The sequence below is a fragment of the uncultured Sphingobacterium sp. genome (assembly GCF_964277905.1).
In the GTDB taxonomy this organism is placed as follows: domain Bacteria; phylum Bacteroidota; class Bacteroidia; order Sphingobacteriales; family Sphingobacteriaceae; genus Sphingobacterium; species Sphingobacterium siyangense.
The window spans coordinates 1-22,144 of record NZ_CAXYKD010000043.1 but is presented as its reverse complement, the minus strand read 5'-3'; the positions used below and the strand labels follow the sequence as shown (position 1 = coordinate 22,144).

Here is a 22,144-nt window from a genome sequence, read left to right as displayed (position 1 = left end):
TTTGTTTAATACAATGAAAATATTTAATAAGGCTCTTATCTGTCTCGCAATAGCAACGACTACATTATCTACGTCCTGCAAGAAATACCTGGATGTCTCCTCTGAACTTGCCGACAATCTGACGATTGAAGGAGTATTTGAAAATGCCGCATACACTAGACGTTGGCACGGAAATATCTTTAACTGTATCATTGAATATTCCAAAAACTCATCCTCTGCAGACAGAATGAGCAATCCTTGGTCCGCAATTTCCGGGGAGATTGTCGCTAACTTTGCCCGCAATCTGATGGTATCGGGTTATACCGCTGGTAATGCTGGTTATCACCGTTGGGCGACTCAAAATATGCAAATCCGTCAGGCATTAATTTTTATCCAACGTGCACATGCGATCTCGGGTTCAGGCAATAATGCATTGCCTCAGGCTGAAGTAGATCGCATGAAGGACGAAGCGCGCTTTTTTGTCGCTTATTCCTATTTTACCCTGCTGGAACTGTATGGTCCTGTACCATTAATAACCGATCTGGCGGATCCGGAAGATCAGAATCTCGACTATGCCCGTGCCCCGATGGATGATGTGATCAACTACATCGACGGCCTACTGGCAGAGTTGATCAATACAGGGAATCTACCTGCCACCATCAAAAGTAATGTCAGTGCAAATCAATATGATACGGGCAGTATGGTACGCCCTACACTTGTAGCAGCACGTGCATTGCGTGCTAAGCTCTGGGTATATGCTTCTTCCAAACTTTTTAACGGTGGATTTACCGAAAGCTTAGCCATTGTCAATCCCGATGGGAGCCGTTTATTCCCAGACTATAATCCACAAAAGATACAAACCGCAAAACAACGTCTAGAAGAATTTTTGGACTATGCGCATGGTCTCGGTCACAAATTACATATCGAGTATTATCCGGCCGACCCCGCTAACCCCGGCGTGCAGGAGATCAATCCCAATGAATCTATTTATCAACTATTTCAAAAGTACAATGATGAAATTATTTGGGCAACGGGATACAACGATTATAGCAATCCCAATAATCAGGAGCGCCGCTCTAATCCAGTAGATCTCTATGCAAGCCCCACAAATTTTGCTAATGTAGGCATCTCACAGGAGTCTGTAGACGCATTTTTTATGAGCAATGGCAAAACGATTTATGATGCCGGATCGAATTACAAAGAAAATGGATTCACGACAGTCAATAACCCGACCCATGTCAATAATCATGCGGATCAAAACATTTTCAATATGTATGCCAACCGGGAGCCGCGGTTTTATGCTACAGTGGGCTACAATGGAAAAAGTTGGCATATTCATGCAAATGAGCATAATAATCCAAATGGTATATACTATCAATGGTACGGTCGCGGCAAACCTTCGGGAATCGCCGGTGGCGAGAATTGGCCAAGAGCAGGGTATTTACTATATAAATTTAAAAACAGACGTATCGCACAAGGAATTAGTTCCATTAACGTCGCCGGTGCACCGGGTACTCCATTCACCGTTTACACTTCCTGGGCACGACCTTCTATTTTGTTCCGTTTAGCCGATTTCTACTTGTATTACGCCGAAGTCCTCAACGAAATTAATCCCAACGATCCAAAAATTATCGAATATATAGACAAAGTAAGGCAACGCGCTGGGATACCGGGCTATGCAGAAATGGAAGCAAGCGGTATTAAAACCGGTGTTATCGGTAATAAAGCCGGACAGTTTAAAGCGATTGTTCAGGAAAGACATGTTGAATTATTAGGCGAAGGACAGCGTTGGTTTGACATGCGCCGATGGATGATCTGTGACCCTGTAAGCGCAAATCAACCAGACAAAGGTGGAGTTGATGGTGATATGACACGTATGACCGGAATGAATATGAACGGTTTTGACAATGTGCAACAAACTTACGGTCAGAATACCACAACAGTAAAACCTTTAGGTGACCCCGATTCTTTCTACAAACGGACATCCATAGAAAACCGGCGGTGGGTAAAAGAGTATTATTGGTATCCTGTTCCTCAAGATGAAATCAATAAAAGCAAGGGCCGTTTACTCGTTCAGAACCCCTTATGGCCTGTGGTGATTGGAGCGACACAGTAAACAATTATAGAAAAACCGAGATAGATTACCATATATTTCAATCAACTGTTGTCTTTACCATCAAAGGAGCTTATCAATCAACTTTGGTGGTAAAGACAACATAAAAAATTAAACACTCAAAGGCGAAAATCAATAGTTAGCGACTGTATTTTTTAGATTAAAACAACTAAGCGTTTGCCTCCATCGATGCCCATTTCCCAAGCTTTTTCAATGTTTTTAAGTGGAATATTTACCGTTTCAATTTTTAATTTTCCGTCAGCAGCAAGCTGAAACATTTCGGGAAGTATTTCTGTAATCAATAGTTTTAATTCTTCTGGCGTCCAGGTTCCTAAGCCCGAACCGGAAAGCTGAATAGCTGTACTGCGTAAAATGGAAGATGACAATGTAATTGAATCGCTCATCATTCCGCCAACAGTAACGTATCGCGTATGGTGCGAAAATCCCCCATTGCCTTTTAATGCCGATAAAATCAGTTCTGCACTTTTTCCCCACAGGTAATCAATAACCACGTCAATTGGACTTTGCTGCTGTAAGATTTTTAGTCGTGTAATAAACGCTTCATCGTCTTGTTTCAACGAAATGATCTCATCTGCACCTAATGATAATAATTCGTTTAAAGACTGTTCGTTTCTCCCTGTCACTATCACCTTTTTCGCACCGTAATGTTTGGCAATTTGCACAGCAATTTTGCCGGTAACACCTGTCGCACCGTTAATAAGTACGGTTTCCCCTTTTTGCAAACCCGCTCTGAAACGTAATGCCAAAGCTGAGCCCATCACTGCATTTGGTAAAGCTGCTGCTGTTGCATCATCAATACTTACGGGTAGCCTTACCATACGGTTTTTTTCAACAATCGCTTTTTCGGCAATCATTCCGCCAACGCCAATTCCATAAACACGTGTACCATCTGCAAGTACCCCAACACCATCTCCACCGACCACTTTTGCTGTAAACACTTCGTTTTGCGAGGAATAATGTTTTCCACTTGCCTGCATTTTGTCCAGGTTTTTCACGGCAGATGCTTTCACCAAAATCAATAATTCATTTTCATTTTGCACTATTGGCTCTGCAAAGTCTACTACATATTTTGGCATTTCGCCTTTTTCCAATACTACTGCTGCTTTCATTTTATATAATTTTATGCAGCAAAATTAAAAACCGATATTTCAGCAGTTGATAACATTTGTTATTAAATCCGTTTTTTTGCCAATTCGCTTTTTATACGACTTAAATGGACCGTAGAAATCCCAAGATAAGAAGCGATATAATGTTGCGGGACACGTTTTATAATTTCGGGTCTTTCTTTTAGCAAATTGATGTAGCGTTCCTGCGGCGTATTCTTAACCATTGAGAAAAAATATTTCATATAATCGAATGTCCGCTCAAAAATTTTGTCTATAAGCATATCCCGTAACTGTGGAATTTCTTTAATTTCTTCAATTATCCTGTTTAGGTCGGTTTTGTGTATCCACCATAAAATGCTTGGTTCAATGGTTTCTATAGTGGTCTGACTTGGAATATTTTTTCGGAAGCTTTCAATAGAACCCACCGTTTCATTTTCAAAGAAAAATTGAGAAGTGATATCTTTACCATTATTATTGAACCACGCACGAATCCCCCCCTTTTCAATCAGAAACATTTTTTTGGAAACTTCTCCTTCCTTCAAAAGTATGGTTTTGGCAGGAACTTCAATGCGATGGAAGCAATCTATATATTCGTTCCATTTATCGTCATCAAGTTGGAATTTATTTCTGAATTGTTCAAACATTTACTTGTCGTAATTGCACTGTCGATATATAAAATAGCTCTCTTTCACTTCTACTAACCTACAAAAAATTACAGGTTTATTTTCTAAAATTTGCATGATGCAATTTGAATGTCTCCGGTGAAACTTGGGTTTTCTTCTTAAAAAAACGGCTAAAGTAGGCCGGATCTTCAAAATTAAGCTCAAAAGCGATTTCCTTTATGGTTTTTTCACTCGTGATCAGCATTCTTTTTGCTTCTAAAACTAATCGTTCATGAATTAACTGCGAAATTGACCTATTCATTTTAATCTTTAAAATCTGGTTTAAGCGTTTTGTCGTAATACCTATTTCCTTCGCATAGAATTCAGTAGTGCGCTGCTCCATATAATATTGATCCAACAGGACTATAAACTGATAAATTCGTTTTTGATTCACATCCTGTTCTAAAAAATATTCTTGATTTAAACGGATTAGATTCAACAAATAAACTTTTATGAGAGCTTTCAAGATAAGATAAGTACCTTCGGGGTTATTGTATTCCTCTTCTATTAAATTCACAACCTTCGCAAGAATATCAGCATCCCGAGGCTTGACGATCAAATGTGTATATTGTCCTTGCATATTGAAGAGATTGAAAACATCCAAAGCATATTCTTTGTCATCTTCATCCAAATAATCTCGTTTGAAAGCGAGAAGATATCCAGTATTCAAATTGCTTAACTCTTCCATACGATAAAGTGGAATCAGATAAATATCAACATGAGAATCAGGATCACCGATATTGTTATATTGACAGATAATTTCGAAAAACGAGTTTCTATCTTCATTTTTTAGATAGCTCTCCGGGCGACATTCCAATTCAAAATATATCATTTTGAGCGGATCAATCTGGTGGCTGACTCTCATGTGATTTTTAATTTAATTTAGTCAATCTTTTTTATTTTGAAGTATATATTTTACCAGTCTCTTTTTCGTAAAGCTCGGGAAGAAAAATTGTAAAATTACTCATTTCCTCGTGACAATGTTTACATAGTCGTGCACCTACATGATCGGGATAGATTTTAAGCCGTGTCTCCAAATCATTTGCTAGATCATTACCTTCAAAATAACCCAACCAAAAACGACTTCTCATTTCACAGCCATAGGCAGTATCCCGAATAAAGTGTACCATTTTGGCGGCATAGCCCTCTTGGCCATCTATACCCAATCTCGCGTGAATAGCGGTTACACGCTGTTCTGGAAATCTACTTATATCCAAAATATTTGAGGGATCTAAAAAATTAATCTTCAATTTATGAATTTCATTTCCACCCAATCTTTCGTGGGCAATATGGGTTCCCCCAATATACTTTCCAGTCCCCCTCTCACCGATCCAGTCACTATAAACATGGTCTTCTTTATGCCACAGTAAATACTGTTGCGTATCCTGAAAATAGGAAAACCACCATTCAATCATTTCGCCGTTTATATTGGCCAGTGAAGACCTTGCTGCAACAACAAGTAAACCGTCTTCGTACCGTTTCCACCCTGCTTCAAACGGTAGATACCCAGGCTCTAAGAGCTCATTTGCTTCTTCAATTCTCATGTTATTCTATTTTAGTCGTTATAAATTATTATTAAATACATGTATTCTATTGATGCTTGCGATGATATATAAAGCCACCGAAATTGCACAAGCCAAAACAGCAGCGATTAAGAAGGTTGTTCTCATTTCATAATTCAGTTCCGTGATAAAGGATGAAAGGAACTGTCCGCCAAAAATCGCCATGGAATAATAGCTTAGGTACCGCCCTAGATTACTACTGCTGCTTTCTTCGACGGTCATATGATTTAGCAATGGAACAGTAAAGCCAAAACCTGTGCCCATCGCTACCGCCCCTATGAATAAGGTGATGTTGGATGTGGTAAGAAATAAAATAGTAAGCCCAATGGCAAATGCAAAAAATCCCATTGACAACGTAAAGTCTTTTGATAAATACCTGGTGACGCGAGGCATCTGGCTCGCTGCTATAACGGCCACAATCGAAATAAAAGCCATGAAGTATCCCGTTTCAGCCTCACTGTAGTGAAACGAAGATGGAAGAAATAATGGAAGACAAACAAATGCCACAAAAAATAGCATCATGGCAAACGCAGCAGACAAAATTATTATCAATAAATGTCTACTGATTTTAGTTCTCTCTGTTGACTCAACAGCAACCACTTTTTTGCGTAAAGTATCAGCGTTCCTCTTGACACTTATGGAAATTAATAATGCACATACCAACCCCATTAGATAAATTAAAAAAGGATATTTCCAACAAAAGGCCCCCAAAAGACCGCCAAAACTCAAAAATACGACCCCACCCAATTCGATGGACATACCTTGCCAGGCTATCATTTTCAGTCGGTCGTCACCAATGAATAATAGTGCAATTAAACCTGTTCCAGCGGCCTGTATTGACGCCGTAGCAACACCTAAAAGAATACGATCTATCACAACCAAATAAGGGTTGGTAAGAAGCCCCCCCAACAGCCCAAGTAAAGCATAAGGTATCAAACCCCATCTAATCATCAGATATGGTCCCTTTCGGTCAATCAATTTCCCAACGAAGGGTGCAAAAATTACTACGCCGAGCGAAGGCAACGTAATCAACAAACCTGGATTTTCTTCAAATCCTAAATGGACTGAAATTTCTTTTAACGACGGCGCTATAACAGTTCCAACCATAATTGTTAAACTGCTGCTCAGTAGCAAAGCAAAAATTCCAAATTTTGATACCTGATTCATACTATTGTTTTTATTGACTCGACAAATTTCAATATTAAACAATGACGCAAATGGTATGATTATCGTATTGTCTTGTACTTTTAGGAAATCGGTCCACATAAAATCAACATCCAATAGATTATTGAAACCCATTCTTTGCTCGAATCTAAATTCCAATGCTTATAAAATGTTTAGCTGGTAAACGTTTTTTGGTAAAGAAAATATCTTATGCCTCCTTTCTTCTTCTGGAACACTCTACAAAAAATACCTGAAACCAGTGATAAGGGTTATGGACCAATTCGGCTATTTTTGCAGGAAAGGAGAGTGAAAAATGAGAAAACTAATGGTATGCTATTTAATCATCTTGGTCATCGGACCATTTTGCTCGAAGGCACAGGAAAATTTAAAATTTGACGATAATTTCAACTTATGGAACATACAAAAGGGTCAATCGGCAACTGTTTTTGCCACAAAAGCTTATGTGCGTGCTCAACCTAGTCTTAAGGCAGCAATCGTAGATTCTTTATCGGTAGGAAATGTTGTTACGATCACCAGTGTGCCTTTCAAAGGAAATACACTGAAAAATTTTTATGCTCCTTGGTATGAGATAAGTTATTCCGACGGTAACAGTAAAAAAAATGGTTTTATTTGGCTCGGACTATTAGCGCTCGGAAAACAAACCGCTTCGGACGGTTCGCAATATATTTACGGTTTTGAACGTTTTACCAAAAGTATCAACGAACAGGAACAGGATCATTTTTCAACAGTGGTAAAACTTCTCGACGCAAAAGGAAATTTTCTAGCTGAACACACCTTCCCTTTCGCCTATTCAGAACAAACCTTCTCTCAGAGTAAATTGCTGCCGGCAATGGGCCTTCAAAATGTCCGACAAATCATCCGCATCGAATTTCTGGGGGAAGCCTGTGGCATACCTTCTGAGTACAACTATGTGGCCTGGACGGGACAGCGGTTGGTTGATCTTCCTAGCCGGTATTCGGTGAGTGATGCTGGTGTGTTCTATTACGATGAAAAGATTCTTTTCCCTTCCGAACACGGAAAAAATAATCAGATTATCTATAAATACATTGAAGAGGGAGAAGCTATTGACGACAATGCAGAAAATCCGAATTTCAAGATTATAAAAAAGAGTGAAGAATTTCTATGGAACGGTACTAGCTTTGAAAAGCTTCCCACGGCTAAATAGTATTTTTCAAAGATTCTAACATACTCGATACATATAAAAATCAATAAATGGAAGAAAAGAATATATATAATTTGTTCTACAGCGGACAACTAGACTTATTTATCATTGAAGGAGAAAACCAACTGCGACAAAACGATCAAGATGTTACGCTTTGGACACACCTTGCGATCGCCTATCATGATCAGGCATTCTATGAAGGCCACGAAGCTATTTTCGATGTTATTCAGAAAAAAATGATCCCCTATTTTCAAAAAGCATTGGCCATCGAACCTGATAATGAAACGACCCTATATCATATACTGAATTATGTTTTGGACAATCAAGCGACATTAGCACAAATTGGTCGACCAAAATTCCATATTACTGAAGGCAATAAAGGTCTATTCATCGAATACGCAAAAAAACTAATCGATTCCCCCAATATGTCCGGATATGGGCACAACTATTTAACCAATATCTACGAAGGGCTCCAGGACGATACAGCGATGCTTCCAGTTTTGGAGGCGAGCATTGATTTCGTTAAAGAAACATTCAAGGATGAGCGGGAAACCTTGGATCATAATTTTTCCATCTTTTGGATAAAGAAAATATACCTGCTTGACCGTACCAAACAGATCAATGAGTCCAATATTTTAGCTTTAATGGAAGCGGATTTTAAGCATTTCATCAGCAGCAATGAAATGAATTATGTGGATCTCGCTGAAATTGCTTACGAAAATAAAGCAATCGACCTAGCACTGCAGATTTTACTTAAGCTTATCAAAGGGGAAAACTCAGCCGTGCATATCCATCAGGAGTTGGTCAAATGGCATACTCGATTTGACGAATTGATTGCCGAGGGGTATGAACACCCTGAGGTCTTTTACTATCAGCTTATCATTGAGCGCAATTACTCAGAAGAAATCGGAATCCCGCTTGACTATTATTATCTCCATGCACTCAAATTGGTCGATGCCTATCCTGATTCTTACGTCGGTTACCATTTTGCGGCAGCCTATCTCTATGACGAGGGACAGTATGCTGCGGCTATTCCATATCTGGCCATGGTAGGTGAACGGAATTGGAATGCAACATCCTGGCGACGTATGATCGAATGTACCCTTGAAGCCAATGGAAAAGTTTACGATCAGGTTCCCACTTTCCATGACCTTCCCCGTGAATGTTATAACGAAGCTGTCACGCTATCTGATTTTATTCACGCCCAGGACAACTTAACCACAGTTGATCAATCTGCACTACAATTGCTCGTCCTTGAACTTTATCGTCAAGCCTACGACGCTTTCAAGGAGTATTTTGAACAAAATAAGTACGAAAGTGACTACTTTGGCGGCTCCCACAACCGGGCCATGAATTGTAATAATCTAGCATTAGCGTATAAAGAAGCTGGTGAACTAGAAACCTCCTATGCTATCGCCACCGAAGGATTAAGCTATTCCGACTTTGAAGAACTTCATTTCACCCGAGCCGATACCTTGTCAGCATTGGAAGATTACGTACGCCTGGAGGAGGTGCTTCAACAGTACTTTGACACCTATCAGATTTCGTTGGAAGCCACCCTTGAGCAGCAAGAATTTACCTCCGAAGAAGATGAAGAAGCTGAAGATATGGAGTCTGTTGTATTTCCTCCTTGTTACCGCATGCTTATGCATCAAATCGATGTTGAATACCACCTAGGTCGATCAGCGAATATTCAATCCCGGGCCCAACAGCTCCTCGAGTTTATTTACAAATTCTATATTGATCATCCCAATTTAGATGATTATCATTATCGTGATTTTGAAGCGTCAAAAAATGGGATAGAACATATTATCTATCAGATAATCGAGCCGGATAATTTTGAGCAACGTGTCTCCTATTACGAAAATATGGCACAACGGTACCCACATGAAGCACAGCCTCAATATGTGTTGATGCAGCTATATAATGAAAAGAGCAATTACAAGTCCATGAACCTCGCTGCGCGGAAATACCTTAAAAATAAACGGGAATTTATCATCGATAATTTCGATAAAGCAAAGACGCTCTATCTCATTGTTAAAAGCCATTACTATCTTACGGAATTTAGCGCGGGTATAGAAACATTCCAAACGTATGACAACTGGGTACAGTCAGTCATGGAGCCTAATGATTATGTCCTTTGGTTAAAATTTGGAATTGAACTTTTCGCCGAAAATGGAGATATAAATGAAGTAAATAAATACGTCAATGTTTTCAACGGTATTTATCAGCAATGCGATTGGGGCTACGACGATGATGTCGAATCGGTTAAATTAGCAGAGGCATATGCAAACTATAAAACAGGGAATCTGAAAAAAGCACACAATTTGCTTGATGAAGTGCTCGCCTATTCGGATCATTCTCCTTTAGCTGATGAATATAAACGTACCTGGAAAAAGCCCGGCTTTTTTTCTGGCTTTAAGTTTTAAGTATTTCTTTACTTTCAGAAAAAAGAATTCCAAACGTCGCTCCATGTTATCTGATCCTCCCAAACTCAAATAACATGGAGCGTATAAAAAAGTCCATAATGCCAAAAAAAGTTAAAAGTGGAAGCAGATTCTACCCAAAACAACTATATTTGAGCTGATATGGTACTTAAGCGACTTATACTACTATTTTTAACCTTCGGTTTCCTTTTAAGTGCACCCGACGCTTTCGCCTGCCATAAAATAAATGCACACAGTAGTCACACAAAAGGTAATGCTACCACTAACAAAAAGGACCAGTGTTGTTCAAAATTTAAATCTTCCCAAAAAAAAGCTTTTTGTAAACATCACAAACCATGTAAAAATTGCAATTGTCAATGCACGTATAGCGGTACATTTTTGGCAATTTCCAATCCCCTTGAACAAGGTCATGAACTTTGCGGTATAGCAATCAAAAAAAATTATAAACCCATAGCGCCAACATTTATTTCTGAGGGATATTTTTGTCCTTGGGTCCCGCCAAAAATAAGTTAATCCATACAATCCATACATTGATCATTTATCAATCATTTTTGATTACTTATTTTTATTTATTCTTTCATCCAATCATATGAAAATCAAACATTATATTATAACAGGGGCTTTAATACTATCCTCTTTGACAAACTATGCACAAAACAACACCGTGAACACCACTGTTAAAATCGCTGGAAACTGCGGTATGTGTAAAAAAACAATAGAAAATGCAGGAGCCTCCGCTCAGGCTAAAGTTGAATGGAACGAAGACAACCAAACAGCAACAATAGCCTATGACGCAAAGAAAACTTCCTTAGATGCTGTATTGAAAAGTATCGCAGGAGCAGGCTATGACAATGAAAAATACCTTGCCGCGGAAGATACTTATGCTAAACTACATGCTTGCTGCCAATACGAAAGAAATTTAGCTCCTCCAGCTTCAGATAGCCCACAAGACGCAAGCATTGAGCCGGTAGCTTCAGTAGATGACATCAGCAACGCAAGCAATTTTCAAAAGATCTATGACCAATACTTTCTGCTTAAAGATGCACTTGTAGCTGCGGATAGTAAACAAGCTGCAGGCCTAGCAAACGATCTTGCCGATGCAATCGCTAAAATACAAACTGCTGATCTAACGAAAGCGGAACAGGAGGTCTGGAAAACCAAAACAACATCACTCAAAGCGACAGTGAAGAGCCTACAACAGGCAAAGGATATCAGTAAACAACGAGAAGCCTTCGCGCTATTGTCAGAAGATATCTATAGTTTGTCCAAAAACTCGAAACCGTCTTCTTCTGTTTATTACCAAAAGTGTCCAATGTTCAACAAAGGCAAAGGTGCGACTTGGTTAAGCCGTCATAAAGAAATCAAAAATCCATACTACGGCGCACAGATGCTAACATGTGGCAGCACAATCCAAACGCTTTAACAAATAACGTCGTTTAATCGACTCTTAAAAGGTTTATCTCCCCACGAGATAAACCTTTTTTTGTAATTGCTGCCGCAATGGTCGATTTTTATAAACCAAAATAGTATATTTAGTATCAACAGAAATTGGTTCGCTTAAATGATAACAGGCGTATATTATAAAACAAGGTTCAATTCATGGAAAAAGTAATTATTACAGGTGGTGCTGGAGCTATAGGCCTTCATTTAACAAAGCTATTGGTTGCCAATTTCTATGAAGTTATTATTTTTACCAGAAATCCGAAGTCTCATCCCATACAAAACAATGTCCGTTACGTACATTGGGATCCCAGTAAACAGGAGATTGATGTCAAATCAATTCAGGAAGCCGACTATATCATCAACTTGGCGGGTGCAAACCTCAATTCGAAACGCTGGACAAAATCATATCAACAAGAAATTATTGCCAGCAGGGTAGAAAGCGGGCAACTGCTCTATCAAAGTCTAAAACAAATACCGAATCAAGTAAAAGCAGTCATATCGGCCTCCGCTATAGGTTGGTATGGAACAGACGATCAGTACCAAAAAAAACCTTTTGAAGAAGGAGATCCACAAGGTGGAAATTTTCTGTCCTGGGTATGTAACCTCTGGGAAGGAAGCGTGAAACCTATCGAAACATTGGGAAAAAGACTCATTGTCTTCCGTTTTGGAGTAGTTATCAGCAAGGATCAAGGCTTACTCAAGGAAATTAACCGTTTCCTACCCTTTCATTCAATTCCGGTATTAGGCTCTGGAAAACAGATACTCAGTTGGATCCATATGGATGATCTCTGTCGGATGCTGCTCTTTGGCATACAAAATGATACCATAGCTGGAATTTATAATGCCTGTTCATCCGAACCACTTCCCCTCGCGGAGTTTGCAAAAAGAATAGCCAAACGTAAATACGGTCCATTCTATATTCCCCTACCCGTCCCGTCATTTTTGATTAAATTTATGCTTGGAAAAAAAGGGCAGGAAATGGTGCTCAATGGTACCTGGGTAAGCAACAAAAAGATAGTACATGAAAAATTCCCTTTTAAATATCCTCTTTTGGACAATAATTGTATAGATAATTTACATATTGATTAATTGTTAATTCGCGTTAATTTCTGCCCTTTTTGGGACAAAATCCGTATATTTGCGGCTTATGAAGATTTTTAGATATGGCGCAAAGGGCTCCGAAAAAGCGGGAGTCATTTTAAACGAAAAGAAATATGATGTTTCAGAGGGAAATTTTCAATACAACCGCGATTTCTTTGCGGATATTGCAAATTTAGAAAGACTTCAAACATATATAAATGAAAAAGGCGATACGCTTAAAGAGATAGCCGACGACGAGCGTATCGGTACACCATTGGAAGCTCCGTCCAAAATACTTTGTGTAGGGCTTAATTTCGATGATCACGTCAAAGAAACCAAATTGCAACAAGCTTCAGAGCCTATCGTATTTATGAAATCTGTATCTGCATTCAATGGCCCTTTTGATGGAATCACCCTTCCGAAGTTCTCTGTAAAATCTGATTGGGAAACCGAATTTGCCATTGTAATTGGGAAAAAAGCTTCTTATGTTACTGAAGAGGAAGCTTTGGACCATGTGTTTGGCTATGTGTTACACAATGACGTTACAGAGCGTGAATTTCAGATCGAGCGTGGCGGAACCTGGGATAAAGGTAAAGGATGTGATACTTTCGCTCCTATTGGCCCATTTATAGCAACCAAAGATGAATTCACAGATATTGATAATTTAAAAATATGGCTTAAACTCAATGGTGAGCTTATGCAAGATGGCAATACAAGTGATTTTATCTATCGTGTGCCCAAATTGATTTCTTATTTAAGCCATTTTATGAGCTTACTTCCAGGCGACATCATTTCCACAGGATCACCTGCAGGATCTGGCATGGGCAAATCCCCACAAAGATTCCTGAAAGATGGCGATATCATCGAATATGGCATCGATGGACTCGGATCTGCAAAACAAGTGATTTCGGCTTATCAAGCGTTGTAAAAAACATATATCTGGGTTCTTTCATTCTTTTTCGGTCTGAAAGAACCCATTTTCTTTCACTTCATTTTATTTTATCCCTGGCATTTGTGTACATTTATATCAACATCATCCATTTGTCCAACTAAAATTGCTAAATCCCTACAGGGTCAATGATTCAACTAAACAACATATCCAAATCTTTTGAGGTAAAAGCGGTACGTATTGATGCCTTAAAAGACATCTCACTGTCTATTGAAAAAGGTGAAATTTTTGGTGTAATAGGCGCTTCCGGAGCCGGGAAAAGTACTTTGATCCGTTGCGTAAACCTTTTGGAAAGACCAGACAGTGGTCAAGTAATTATAGAAAATGACGACTTGATGTCGCTATCTTCCACTGGTCTGATGTTGAAAAGAAGAAAAATTGGTATGATTTTCCAGCACTTCAACTTACTATCATCACGAACAGTGTATGGAAATATATCCTTCCCGCTCGAACTTGAAGGTAAATCGAAAGAATTTATCAGCCAAAAAGTGTTGGAACTATTGCGTTTAGTCGGGTTGGAAGATAAAGCCGACGTGTACCCTGCAAATCTCTCCGGAGGCCAAAAACAACGTGTTGCTATCGCGCGTGCATTAGCCAATGATCCTTACATTCTACTTTGCGATGAGGCCACAAGTGCCCTAGACCCCGCAACTACAAAATCCATCCTCAAACTGCTAAAAAAAATCAATAAGCAGCTTGACCTTACGATATTGTTGATTACTCATGAGATGGATGTTATAAAAAATATTTGCGATCAGGTTGCCGTATTAGACCACGGAGAATTAATTGAAACCGGCCCGGTAGAATCAATATTCGCCAATCCTCAGGAAACAACAACTAAAAACTTTATTCAGTCTTCACTTGAAGTTGAAATTCCACTAAGTTTTCAGGAACGCTTAAAAAGCGCTGGAAACCCACTCGTAGAGATCTATCTAACTTCAAATGAAGAATCCATCCCATTTATACAACATTTGGAACAACAATATCAAGTCAAGACAAATATCATTACCGCTCAAATAGACTATATTGGCGAAATGAAATTTGGTGTTATATTGGCCGAACTATCGGGTGAAAAAGAAAACGTAACGCGTAGTCTATCTTTCTTAAAAGAAAAGCATTCACAAACTAAAATATTAGGCTATGTCTGATCAGGTATTTAATCTTCTGCTATCGGGTACTTTAGAAACCCTAACCATGACTTTCTTATCAGGCTTCTTTGGTTTTATCCTTGGTCTCCCACTCGGAATATACCTTTTTTTGACCCGAAAACATCAACTGCTCGAAAACAAAGCCATGCACCAACTTGTTTCATTGCTGGTGAATGTGTTTAGGTCTATCCCCTTTATCATACTTATCGTATGGATGATTCCGTTTACACGCAACGTTGTCGGAACATCAATCGGTATGGCCGCAGCATTGGTCCCCTTGAGTATAGGCGCGGCCCCATTTATAGCAAGACTTGTGGAAAATAGTCTTCTGGAAATTCCAAATGGCCTGATTGAAGCCTCAAGAGCAATGGGTGCAAATGCACAACAGGTAATTTTCAAAGTTTTGCTTCCGGAGGCTCTCCCGTCACTAGTAAACAATGCGACAATTACCTTGATAACACTTGTTGGTTACTCCGCAATGGGCGGTGCTGTAGGTGCTGGTGGACTTGGACAGATTGGCTATCAGTATGGTTATGTCGGATATGATACTTTTATCATGAATTCTGTTCTAATTTTATTAATTTTAATAGTATTCCTGTTACAATATACAGGAGATTACATCTCAAAAAAAGTAAACCATCGTTAACATAAATTATATCATATGAAAAAATTGAACTATGCATTTGCAATCTTAGCCTTCAGTCTCGTATCGATTGTAGCATGCAATAACAGAGAAAAGAAAGAGAATATCCTCAAAGTCGGTGTTGTGTCCGGCCCAGAAAAGGAGCTTGCGGAGACGGCTAAGAAAGTTGCAAAAGAAAAGTTCAATCTTGATGTTGAGTTAGTGGCTTTCAACGACTATGTCGTACCTAATGAAGCCTTAAATCAGGGTGATATCGATGTAAACGTATTTCAGCATCAGCCCTATCTACAAGAGCAATCCAAACAACGCGGTTTCACGAAATTAACCATTGTCGGAAACACGTTTGTATTCCCCATTGTTGCCTATTCAAAGAAAATAAAAACAATCACAGAATTACAACCTGGAGCCGTTATTGCCATTCCAAATGACCCTACCAATGGTGGACGCTCTCTTTTGCTTCTCCAACGCGAGGGAATTATCGGTCTAAAAGAAAATGTAGGTATCCAACCTAAAGTAACAGATATTGTCAGCAACCCTAAACAGGTTAAAATCATAGAGATGGAAGCCCCACAGTTACCTCGCGTCCTAGATGATCCTCAGGTTACAATTGCTATCATCAACAATAGTTTCGCCTCTCAAGCTGGGTTGGATCCCGAAAAACAAGGCTTATTCACAGAAGATAAAGAATCGCCTTATGTTAATCTGATTGTTGCCCGCTCAGATAATAAAAACGATGAGAAGGTACAACAGTTTATTCAGGCGTATCAGTCACCGGAAGTAGAAGCGACAGCAAAAAAAGTCTTCAAAAATGGCGCTATTAAAGGCTGGTAAAATTTTAAACATTCAAGTGATAGAATCAGGTCAATTATGCCCTTGTGGCTCTGGCAATACCTATGGGGAATGCTGCCAGCAAATTCATCGTTTCCATGCCAAAGCAACCACAGCAGAGGCATTGATGCGCGCACGTTATAGCGCCTTTGTAGCACAACAGATCGATTTCCTATACGATACGTTTCATCCCTCAACACGACGGTTCCAAAATAAACAGGCAATCGGACAATGGGCGCAGGAGAATAAATGGATGCAACTCTCTATCCTTAAATCTACATTCCACACAGTCGAGTTTGAAGCACATTACCTGGATCCACAGATGGAAGTTCAAATTCACCATGAAAAGTCTACTTTCAAAAAACAAGGTGATTTATGGTACTACGTTGACGGACGTTGATATAACATATTTCGCTTGCAAGCTATTGTAAAGGATACCAGATCGTCAACAACAGCTTGCAAGCAGCTCTTTATTTTATAAAAGAAAATATTGCATCAACAAAGGCTTTATTTTGCTCGTAATACAAGACATGCCCACCTTCGATGAGCACAGTTCTTTGGTGCGGAAATTGAAACTTTCGGTAGTGATTCACCCCAATAGCATAATCCTTTTTACCCGCAATGACCAAAACTGGCACTTTAATCTCTTTTGTTTCTGGCCTAAAATCTTCGCAATAAATTTTATAATCCCACACATGTTTCCCAAAATCATAAGTTCGATCAGGACTCTCATCGATATGATCTAGTTTATCGACCGTTTTCTTATCGTCAGAGAGCATTTAATAGCTCAAGTCTTTCGCTGAAAGTGCTCGCCTCGCCAATGAAAAAGTTGTTAAGATGGAATCCCTGGCTGCAACCTCGAAGTTACTCTGGATTAATTGGTTAACATACCCTATCTGATCTTCCAATGAACTATTGAGGTCCAAAGTCGAATTTGCCAACATTAAACCAAACAAATGATCTGGATATTTTTTCGCATAATTTACAGCGATTACCCCACCAAAGGAATGTGCCAATAGATAGATTCTTTCTACCCCTAGGGCATGACGAATAGCTTCAATGTCTTCAACCATGCGATCTAACGAATAATTTCCACTAGTAGACACCTCGGACCTTCCACAACCTCGTTGATCCAAATACACCATCCTTAGCCGCTTTTCAAGACCACGACCTCCCATCTCTTCAAATGATTTACTCCAGGCACCTGGTCCTCCATGTACGAAAATACAAACCGGACCATTTCCAGCAGACTTCGCAAAAAGTTTGACCCCATCCTGGGTTGCAATATAAGCGGATGAATCACGATCGACAGCAGTCGTCTTTGTTTGAGCAAATGCCATATTGATCGTAATCATTATACAAAAAAAATAAAATATAGATCGTCTCATTTCCCTGTACGGATTTGGTTTAAAGTTCTATTTGGTTTAAAGAACGGTATTTACAGCGCTAAATATAATAAATAGGCGCAGCAAAATCATCAACATGAGCTAAAGACAATAAAAAAGCAGTCTTAACGGAATGTCAAGACTGCTCTCTTCAACGAATATTCGTTAGTTATTTCTATTAGATCGCCTCTTCAGTATCTTCGCGGTAAGGAGCTTCTTCATCAAACTCGCCTTCCCATTTCGCAACAACAACGGTTGCCAAACAATTTCCGATTACATTGACAGAGGTACGCGCCATATCCATGAGTTCATCGATACCTAAAATTGCAGCAATGACAAATGTTGGTAAACCAAATTGATCCGCTGTCGCAATCAAAATAATTAATGAAGCCCTTGGTACAGCAGCAACACCTTTAGAGGTGATCATCAATGTAAATGCAATCATTAATTGATGTCCAAACGACAAATGGATACCAGCCGCCTGAGCGACAAAGATCGCCGCCAATGATAAATAAAGTGAAGTACCATCCAAGTTAAAACTATATCCTGTCGGAATTACAAACGAAACAATCTTACGTGGTACACCAAATTTCTCCATCGCGCTCATTGCTTTCGGTAATGCCGCATCTGAACTTGTAGTGGCAAATGCAATCGAAACAGGTTCCTTAATCGCATTAATAAAACGTTTCACAGGTATTTTTAGATAAAGTGCTACCGGAAGAAGAACCAGACATAAAAAGCACACCAAAGCAAAATACAGCGTCGCCAAAAGCATGAAAAGATTCTTTAGAATATCGACACCGAGATGCCCCACCGTGTAGGCCATAGCGGCACCAACCCCAATAGGCGCAAAGTACATAATCATGTTCGTAAACTTAAACATCGTTTCAGACATACTCTCGGTAAAATCAACCAAGGGTTTACGCTTTTTCTCATCTACCATTGCCAATCCAATCCCAAACAAAATTGAAAATACAACAATCTGTAAAACTTGATTATCAGCAACAGATTTGACGATATTTTCAGGGAACAAGTCGCGTATAAAAGAAGTGAACTTGTATACAGGATGTACATGGTCCGGAAGTGTTTTGAGGATATGCTCATCCATACTTTCTTTCGGTACAGGAAGTTCTTCATGTGGCATATGTGCAACATCAACGCCCACTCCTGCCCGAGTCAGGTTTATCGCACCTAAACCAATAAAAATAGCACATGTTGTTGCGCAAAAGAAATAAAGCATAGATTTCCATGCCATACGTCCCACCTGTTTCAAATCAGAATGGCCTGCAATTCCATAGACAAGCGTAGCAAAGAGAATTGGGCCCACAATCGTCTTGACTAACTTGATAAAACCTTTACTCAAAGGTTGCAGGGAAATCGCTAGATTTGGAAAATCCAACCCGACAAATATCCCCATAATCATACAGGTTAAAATCCAGGTGGTCAAATTTTTCTTAAAGAGCGCATTTACAACCAAAACGGTAGCAACTATCCAACGGACAGCCATTAGAAATTCATGCGAAAAGCCTACAACATCAAATTCGTATAATACAGCAATGATACAAGCTAATGTAACTGTGATCAGGGTAATCAACCCTATTTTGGTTTTTAACATTTAAAAGATTTTAATGGTCAAAAGAACAAAAATAAAAAAATACTATGCTTTTGCAAATATTATTATTCCAAATAGCCAAGTTTCGCAACAAAATATCGATTTCGCCAAAATAGAAAGACACAAAAAAGGCAGGAAAATTTCTTATCCTGCCTTATATTTTAACGGAGTACTAAATTTATTCCGCGTGTAACCAAGCTTTTTTCGCTAATAGCTCATCGTTCGATTCACGTACATCTTCGTCATCCACACAACAATCCACAGGGCAAACCGCTGCACATTGAGGCTCATCGTGGAAACCTACACATTCTGTACATTTATCTGAAACAATATAATAGACTTCATTAGAGATTGCTTCTTGAGACTCGTTGGCATCTAGTGTAACACCATCGCCAAAATCGATAACCCCATCCAAAGCAGTCCCATCTGAGAATTTCCAAGTTACACCAGCATCGTATATTGCATTATTTGGGCATTCCGGTTCGCAAGCACCACAGTTAATGCATTCGTCTGTAATTTTAATCGCCATTTATAACCTCACAATTATGATAAATAAACTATTTTTGCATTATCAATATGAAACAAAGTCTGATTGAACAATAAGGCTAGTTGATTCACGTTGATTAATGTTAACAGCACAAATATAATACAAATTTGTGTATTCATCTTTTAAAATTTTAATATTTTGACAAAGCAACAACGAATAAATGCATTTGTAAAATTAGGCGAACAGCTGCACAAGCGCCCTGAAGATTTGATTCAAATCATTCAATTCGCCCAACATAAAAACCCCTGGTATACCCCTCAAAATGTTGAACGCGCCATTCAAGCTATTGCTGCCAATTTGACAATAGAAAAGCTGAATCACTGGTTGGCGCCTTATCCAGATCTTCATTCAACGAAAATTGTAGGTTTAATTCTGGCCGGCAATATTCCATTGGTTGGCTTCCATGATATCCTATCGGTACTGATCAGCGGCTTTACAGCAAAAATCAAAGTCTCATCGGACGATGCAGGATTGACAAGCTATGTGCTCAACCTTCTTAAACAAATTGACCCATACTTTAATGATGCCTTTGAAATTGTTGACATACTAAAAGATTTCGATCTGGTTATTGCAACAGGGTCTAACAATAGCTCCCGTTACTTTGATTATTATTTTGGCACCAAACCACATATTATTCGTCGCAATAGAAATAGTATTGCCGTTATCGGTGGCCAAGAATCTCCCAACCAGTTGGAATCACTGGGACACGATATCTTTGATTATTTTGGGTTGGGCTGTCGCTCTGTATCAAAGCTATTTATTCCAAAAGATTACCCAATAGCACACTTCTTTGAAGGTATCGCTGCTTTTAACAGCATGACAGAGCATTTTAAATACAATAACAATTACGATTACAACAAATCCATCTATCTGATCAATGGCGACAAGCATTTTGATAATGGTTTTTTATTGCTCAAAGAAGATGAGCGCACGGCTTCTCCCCTTGCTGTGGTTTATTACGAAACATACGAAACACTGGCTGAAGTTGAAAATAAACTCAAACTAGCCCAAGAAAATATCCAATGTATTGTATCAGAAATAGCATTAAATGTGCCGTCGCCGGTATTTCATTTTGGAGAAAGCCAATGCCCTGCTTTAGATGATTTTGCTGATGGCGTGAATACACTGGATTTTTTATTCGCAAACCAATAAGCTTCCTTTAAATTCATAGTAAATAAATTGCATTAAAAATACTAACTTTGAAATCATGTATATCATTAAAGTAAAAGGTGTCGCCAAAATCCCTGATTATGTTCAATTAAGAGATGATGCCTTCACCTTGCTGGCATATTTTAGAGTCGACCGCCCAGATAAATCACTCGATAAGATTGGATTAGGAGAAAAGGCAGAATATATCATGCAACTGGTTAAAGAAATGCCTTTTGGGCAAATTAAAAAATTAGAATTTTAGCTTCCATGATTGAAAATAAAGTAATTACATTAAAAAACGTTGATATCTTCCAACAAAAACATTTGGTATTGTCCAATGTCAATTTAAACATTGGTAAAGGAGAGTTTATTTATCTTATCGGTCAGTCCGGTAGTGGAAAAAGTAGTTTACTAAAAATCATTTACGGCGATTTATACATCGGCAATGGTGAGGGAATGATTGCGGGCTTTGATCTTAAAAAGCTGCACGAAAATGATGTTCCCTACCTGCGTAGAAAATTGGGTATTGTATTTCAGGATTTTCATCTTTTATCCGATAGAAGCATCGAGAAAAACCTCGAATTTGCACTGAAAGCAACAGGCTGGAAAGATAAGAAAATGATCGATAGCCGGATATTGGATGTACTGGAAAAAGTTGGGCTTCGTTCCAAACTCAAGAAAATGCCGCATGAACTTTCTGGCGGTGAGCAACAGCGTATTGTAATTGCCCGCGCATTATTAAATAACCCCGAAATTATTCTGGCAGATGAGCCTACCGGTAACTTGGATCCTGCTACATCAGAAGAAATCGTCTTATTATTACGTGACATTGCCAATTCGGGAACAGCTATTTTAATGGCAACCCACGATTATACCATTATCCGTAATATGCCATCCCGCATCATCAAAACCGCCGATGGAGTATTACAGGACAATGTCAGTATCTAGACGGAAAACTGACATATAGAAATTGAGATTCCGACAAATTGTTAGGCATTTTTAATAAAATCTGACAAGCTGTCGGAATTTTATTGTTTGGCAAAAACTTTGACAAACGAAGCATAGAGTAAATTTTTGAATCTAATTTTAGCATTGAAGATATGAATGAGCAAGATAATTATTA

Annotated in this window: 22 protein-coding genes; 13 read left to right on the top strand and 9 right to left on the bottom strand. The window is 38.9% G+C overall.

What is annotated here, in order from left to right; all coding sequences use genetic code 11:
• Positions 1-13: 13 nt before the first annotated feature.
• A complete protein-coding gene (locus ACHWSC_RS18545; RefSeq protein ID WP_394677745.1) occupies positions 14-2,095 on the top strand; it encodes a RagB/SusD family nutrient uptake outer membrane protein in 2,082 nt (693 codons plus the stop codon).
• Between the two features lie 152 nt (positions 2,096-2,247).
• Here the strand turns inward: ACHWSC_RS18545 and ACHWSC_RS18540 are convergent, their stop codons facing one another.
• The 5 genes from ACHWSC_RS18540 to ACHWSC_RS18520 form a co-directional block, all read right to left on the bottom strand.
• The gene (locus ACHWSC_RS18540) at positions 2,248-3,222 is read right to left on the bottom strand and encodes a zinc-binding alcohol dehydrogenase family protein (RefSeq protein WP_394677744.1); all 975 of its coding nucleotides are present in this window, start codon (positions 3,220-3,222) and stop codon (positions 2,248-2,250) included.
• A gap of 62 nt (positions 3,223-3,284) precedes the next feature.
• Entirely contained in the window at positions 3,285-3,863 is a 579-nt protein-coding gene (locus ACHWSC_RS18535) for a Crp/Fnr family transcriptional regulator (protein WP_394677743.1), read from the bottom strand.
• A gap of 76 nt (positions 3,864-3,939) precedes the next feature.
• Positions 3,940-4,746: a helix-turn-helix domain-containing protein gene (locus tag ACHWSC_RS18530; RefSeq protein WP_394677742.1), complete on the bottom strand. Its 807-nt coding sequence runs from the start codon at positions 4,744-4,746 to the stop codon at positions 3,940-3,942.
• A 31-nt stretch (positions 4,747-4,777) separates the two neighbouring features.
• Entirely contained in the window at positions 4,778-5,425 is a 648-nt protein-coding gene (locus tag ACHWSC_RS18525) for a DAPG hydrolase family protein (protein WP_394677741.1), read from the bottom strand.
• A gap of 18 nt (positions 5,426-5,443) precedes the next feature.
• Positions 5,444-6,610, bottom strand: coding sequence for an MFS transporter (locus ACHWSC_RS18520; RefSeq protein WP_394677740.1), 1,167 nt, complete (start codon positions 6,608-6,610; stop codon positions 5,444-5,446).
• 310 nt (positions 6,611-6,920) lie between these two features.
• Here ACHWSC_RS18520 and ACHWSC_RS18515 point away from each other — a divergent pair, with 310 nt between their 5' ends.
• The 9 genes from ACHWSC_RS18515 to ACHWSC_RS18475 all read left to right on the top strand — a co-directional run bounded on the left by ACHWSC_RS18515 (position 6,921) and on the right by ACHWSC_RS18475 (position 16,728).
• Positions 6,921-7,793: a hypothetical protein gene (locus ACHWSC_RS18515; RefSeq protein ID WP_394677739.1), complete on the top strand. Its 873-nt coding sequence runs from the start codon at positions 6,921-6,923 to the stop codon at positions 7,791-7,793.
• 47 nt (positions 7,794-7,840) lie between these two features.
• Positions 7,841-10,219 (top strand): hypothetical protein, encoded by a 2,379-nt coding sequence (locus ACHWSC_RS18510; RefSeq protein WP_394677738.1) that lies wholly within the window; start codon positions 7,841-7,843, stop codon positions 10,217-10,219.
• 607 nt (positions 10,220-10,826) lie between these two features.
• A complete protein-coding gene (locus ACHWSC_RS18505) occupies positions 10,827-11,660 on the top strand; it encodes a DUF3347 domain-containing protein (protein ID WP_394677737.1) in 834 nt (277 codons plus the stop codon).
• Positions 11,661-11,836: 176 nt separating this feature from the next.
• Positions 11,837-12,769: a TIGR01777 family oxidoreductase gene (locus tag ACHWSC_RS18500; protein ID WP_394677736.1), complete on the top strand. Its 933-nt coding sequence runs from the start codon at positions 11,837-11,839 to the stop codon at positions 12,767-12,769.
• 58 nt (positions 12,770-12,827) lie between these two features.
• The gene (locus ACHWSC_RS18495; RefSeq protein ID WP_075992861.1) at positions 12,828-13,688 is read left to right on the top strand and encodes a fumarylacetoacetate hydrolase family protein; all 861 of its coding nucleotides are present in this window, start codon (positions 12,828-12,830) and stop codon (positions 13,686-13,688) included.
• Between the two features lie 149 nt (positions 13,689-13,837).
• Positions 13,838-14,857, top strand: coding sequence for a methionine ABC transporter ATP-binding protein (locus tag ACHWSC_RS18490; RefSeq protein ID WP_394677735.1), 1,020 nt, complete (start codon positions 13,838-13,840; stop codon positions 14,855-14,857).
• A complete protein-coding gene (metI, locus tag ACHWSC_RS18485; protein WP_120334095.1) occupies positions 14,850-15,503 on the top strand; it encodes a methionine ABC transporter permease MetI in 654 nt (217 codons plus the stop codon). Before ACHWSC_RS18490 ends, metI begins: the two co-directional genes overlap by 8 nt.
• Positions 15,504-15,518: 15 nt before the next feature.
• A complete protein-coding gene (metQ, locus tag ACHWSC_RS18480) occupies positions 15,519-16,331 on the top strand; it encodes a methionine ABC transporter substrate-binding lipoprotein MetQ (RefSeq protein WP_088161762.1) in 813 nt (270 codons plus the stop codon).
• On the top strand, positions 16,309-16,728 hold the full coding sequence (locus ACHWSC_RS18475; RefSeq protein ID WP_205397914.1) for a YchJ family protein: 420 nt from the start codon (positions 16,309-16,311) through the stop codon (positions 16,726-16,728). The genes metQ and ACHWSC_RS18475 overlap by 23 nt, the downstream gene beginning before the upstream one ends.
• Positions 16,729-16,798: 70 nt before the next feature.
• Here ACHWSC_RS18475 and ACHWSC_RS18470 read toward each other — a convergent pair whose 3' ends face one another.
• The 4 genes from ACHWSC_RS18470 to ACHWSC_RS18455 all read right to left on the bottom strand — a co-directional run bounded on the left by ACHWSC_RS18470 (position 16,799) and on the right by ACHWSC_RS18455 (position 19,854).
• Complete coding sequence (locus ACHWSC_RS18470; RefSeq protein WP_394677734.1) at positions 16,799-17,107, bottom strand: alpha/beta fold hydrolase; 309 nt, start codon at positions 17,105-17,107, stop codon at positions 16,799-16,801.
• Positions 17,108-17,683, bottom strand: coding sequence for an alpha/beta fold hydrolase (locus tag ACHWSC_RS18465; RefSeq protein ID WP_394677733.1), 576 nt, complete (start codon positions 17,681-17,683; stop codon positions 17,108-17,110).
• A gap of 208 nt (positions 17,684-17,891) precedes the next feature.
• Positions 17,892-19,328, bottom strand: coding sequence for a dicarboxylate/amino acid:cation symporter (locus ACHWSC_RS18460; protein WP_201668186.1), 1,437 nt, complete (start codon positions 19,326-19,328; stop codon positions 17,892-17,894).
• A 175-nt stretch (positions 19,329-19,503) separates the two neighbouring features.
• On the bottom strand, positions 19,504-19,854 hold the full coding sequence (locus tag ACHWSC_RS18455; protein WP_046672889.1) for a 4Fe-4S dicluster domain-containing protein: 351 nt from the start codon (positions 19,852-19,854) through the stop codon (positions 19,504-19,506).
• Between the two features lie 156 nt (positions 19,855-20,010).
• Between ACHWSC_RS18455 and ACHWSC_RS18450 the strand changes: the two genes are divergently transcribed.
• The 3 genes from ACHWSC_RS18450 to ACHWSC_RS18440 are packed head-to-tail and all read left to right on the top strand — an operon-like array spanning position 20,011 to position 21,969.
• Entirely contained in the window at positions 20,011-21,024 is a 1,014-nt protein-coding gene (locus tag ACHWSC_RS18450) for an acyl-CoA reductase (protein WP_394677732.1), read from the top strand.
• A gap of 55 nt (positions 21,025-21,079) precedes the next feature.
• Entirely contained in the window at positions 21,080-21,283 is a 204-nt protein-coding gene (locus tag ACHWSC_RS18445) for a fructose-6-phosphate aldolase (RefSeq protein WP_070561119.1), read from the top strand.
• Positions 21,284-21,288: 5 nt separating this feature from the next.
• Positions 21,289-21,969: a cell division ATP-binding protein FtsE gene (locus ACHWSC_RS18440; protein WP_046672892.1), complete on the top strand. Its 681-nt coding sequence runs from the start codon at positions 21,289-21,291 to the stop codon at positions 21,967-21,969.
• The last annotated feature ends 175 nt before the right edge of the window (positions 21,970-22,144 follow it).

Excerpts from the sequence above, each read along its gene's own strand:
- ACHWSC_RS18455 (WP_046672889.1), bottom strand. The coding sequence starts at position 19,854 with ATGGCGATTAAAATTACAGACGAATGCATTAACTGTGGTGCTTGCGAA.
- ACHWSC_RS18535 (WP_394677743.1), bottom strand. The coding sequence starts at position 3,863 with ATGTTTGAACAATTCAGAAATAAATTCCAACTTGATGACGATAAATGG.
- metI (WP_120334095.1), top strand. The coding sequence starts at position 14,850 with ATGTCTGATCAGGTATTTAATCTTCTGCTATCGGGTACTTTAGAAACC.
- ACHWSC_RS18465 (WP_394677733.1), bottom strand. The coding sequence starts at position 17,683 with ATGATTACGATCAATATGGCATTTGCTCAAACAAAGACGACTGCTGTC.
- ACHWSC_RS18545 (WP_394677745.1), top strand. The coding sequence starts at position 14 with ATGAAAATATTTAATAAGGCTCTTATCTGTCTCGCAATAGCAACGACT.
- ACHWSC_RS18530 (WP_394677742.1), bottom strand. The coding sequence starts at position 4,746 with ATGAGAGTCAGCCACCAGATTGATCCGCTCAAAATGATATATTTTGAA.
- ACHWSC_RS18520 (WP_394677740.1), bottom strand. The coding sequence starts at position 6,610 with ATGAATCAGGTATCAAAATTTGGAATTTTTGCTTTGCTACTGAGCAGC.
- metQ (WP_088161762.1), top strand. The coding sequence starts at position 15,519 with ATGAAAAAATTGAACTATGCATTTGCAATCTTAGCCTTCAGTCTCGTA.
- ACHWSC_RS18515 (WP_394677739.1), top strand. The coding sequence starts at position 6,921 with ATGAGAAAACTAATGGTATGCTATTTAATCATCTTGGTCATCGGACCA.
- ACHWSC_RS18505 (WP_394677737.1), top strand. The coding sequence starts at position 10,827 with ATGAAAATCAAACATTATATTATAACAGGGGCTTTAATACTATCCTCT.
- ACHWSC_RS18445 (WP_070561119.1), top strand. The coding sequence starts at position 21,080 with ATGTATATCATTAAAGTAAAAGGTGTCGCCAAAATCCCTGATTATGTT.
- ACHWSC_RS18540 (WP_394677744.1), bottom strand. The coding sequence starts at position 3,222 with ATGAAAGCAGCAGTAGTATTGGAAAAAGGCGAAATGCCAAAATATGTA.
- ACHWSC_RS18500 (WP_394677736.1), top strand. The coding sequence starts at position 11,837 with ATGGAAAAAGTAATTATTACAGGTGGTGCTGGAGCTATAGGCCTTCAT.
- ACHWSC_RS18490 (WP_394677735.1), top strand. The coding sequence starts at position 13,838 with ATGATTCAACTAAACAACATATCCAAATCTTTTGAGGTAAAAGCGGTA.
- ACHWSC_RS18525 (WP_394677741.1), bottom strand. The coding sequence starts at position 5,425 with ATGAGAATTGAAGAAGCAAATGAGCTCTTAGAGCCTGGGTATCTACCG.
- ACHWSC_RS18460 (WP_201668186.1), bottom strand. The coding sequence starts at position 19,328 with ATGTTAAAAACCAAAATAGGGTTGATTACCCTGATCACAGTTACATTA.
- ACHWSC_RS18495 (WP_075992861.1), top strand. The coding sequence starts at position 12,828 with ATGAAGATTTTTAGATATGGCGCAAAGGGCTCCGAAAAAGCGGGAGTC.
- ACHWSC_RS18510 (WP_394677738.1), top strand. The coding sequence starts at position 7,841 with ATGGAAGAAAAGAATATATATAATTTGTTCTACAGCGGACAACTAGAC.
- ACHWSC_RS18475 (WP_205397914.1), top strand. The coding sequence starts at position 16,309 with ATGGCGCTATTAAAGGCTGGTAAAATTTTAAACATTCAAGTGATAGAA.
- ACHWSC_RS18470 (WP_394677734.1), bottom strand. The coding sequence starts at position 17,107 with ATGCTCTCTGACGATAAGAAAACGGTCGATAAACTAGATCATATCGAT.
- ACHWSC_RS18440 (WP_046672892.1), top strand. The coding sequence starts at position 21,289 with ATGATTGAAAATAAAGTAATTACATTAAAAAACGTTGATATCTTCCAA.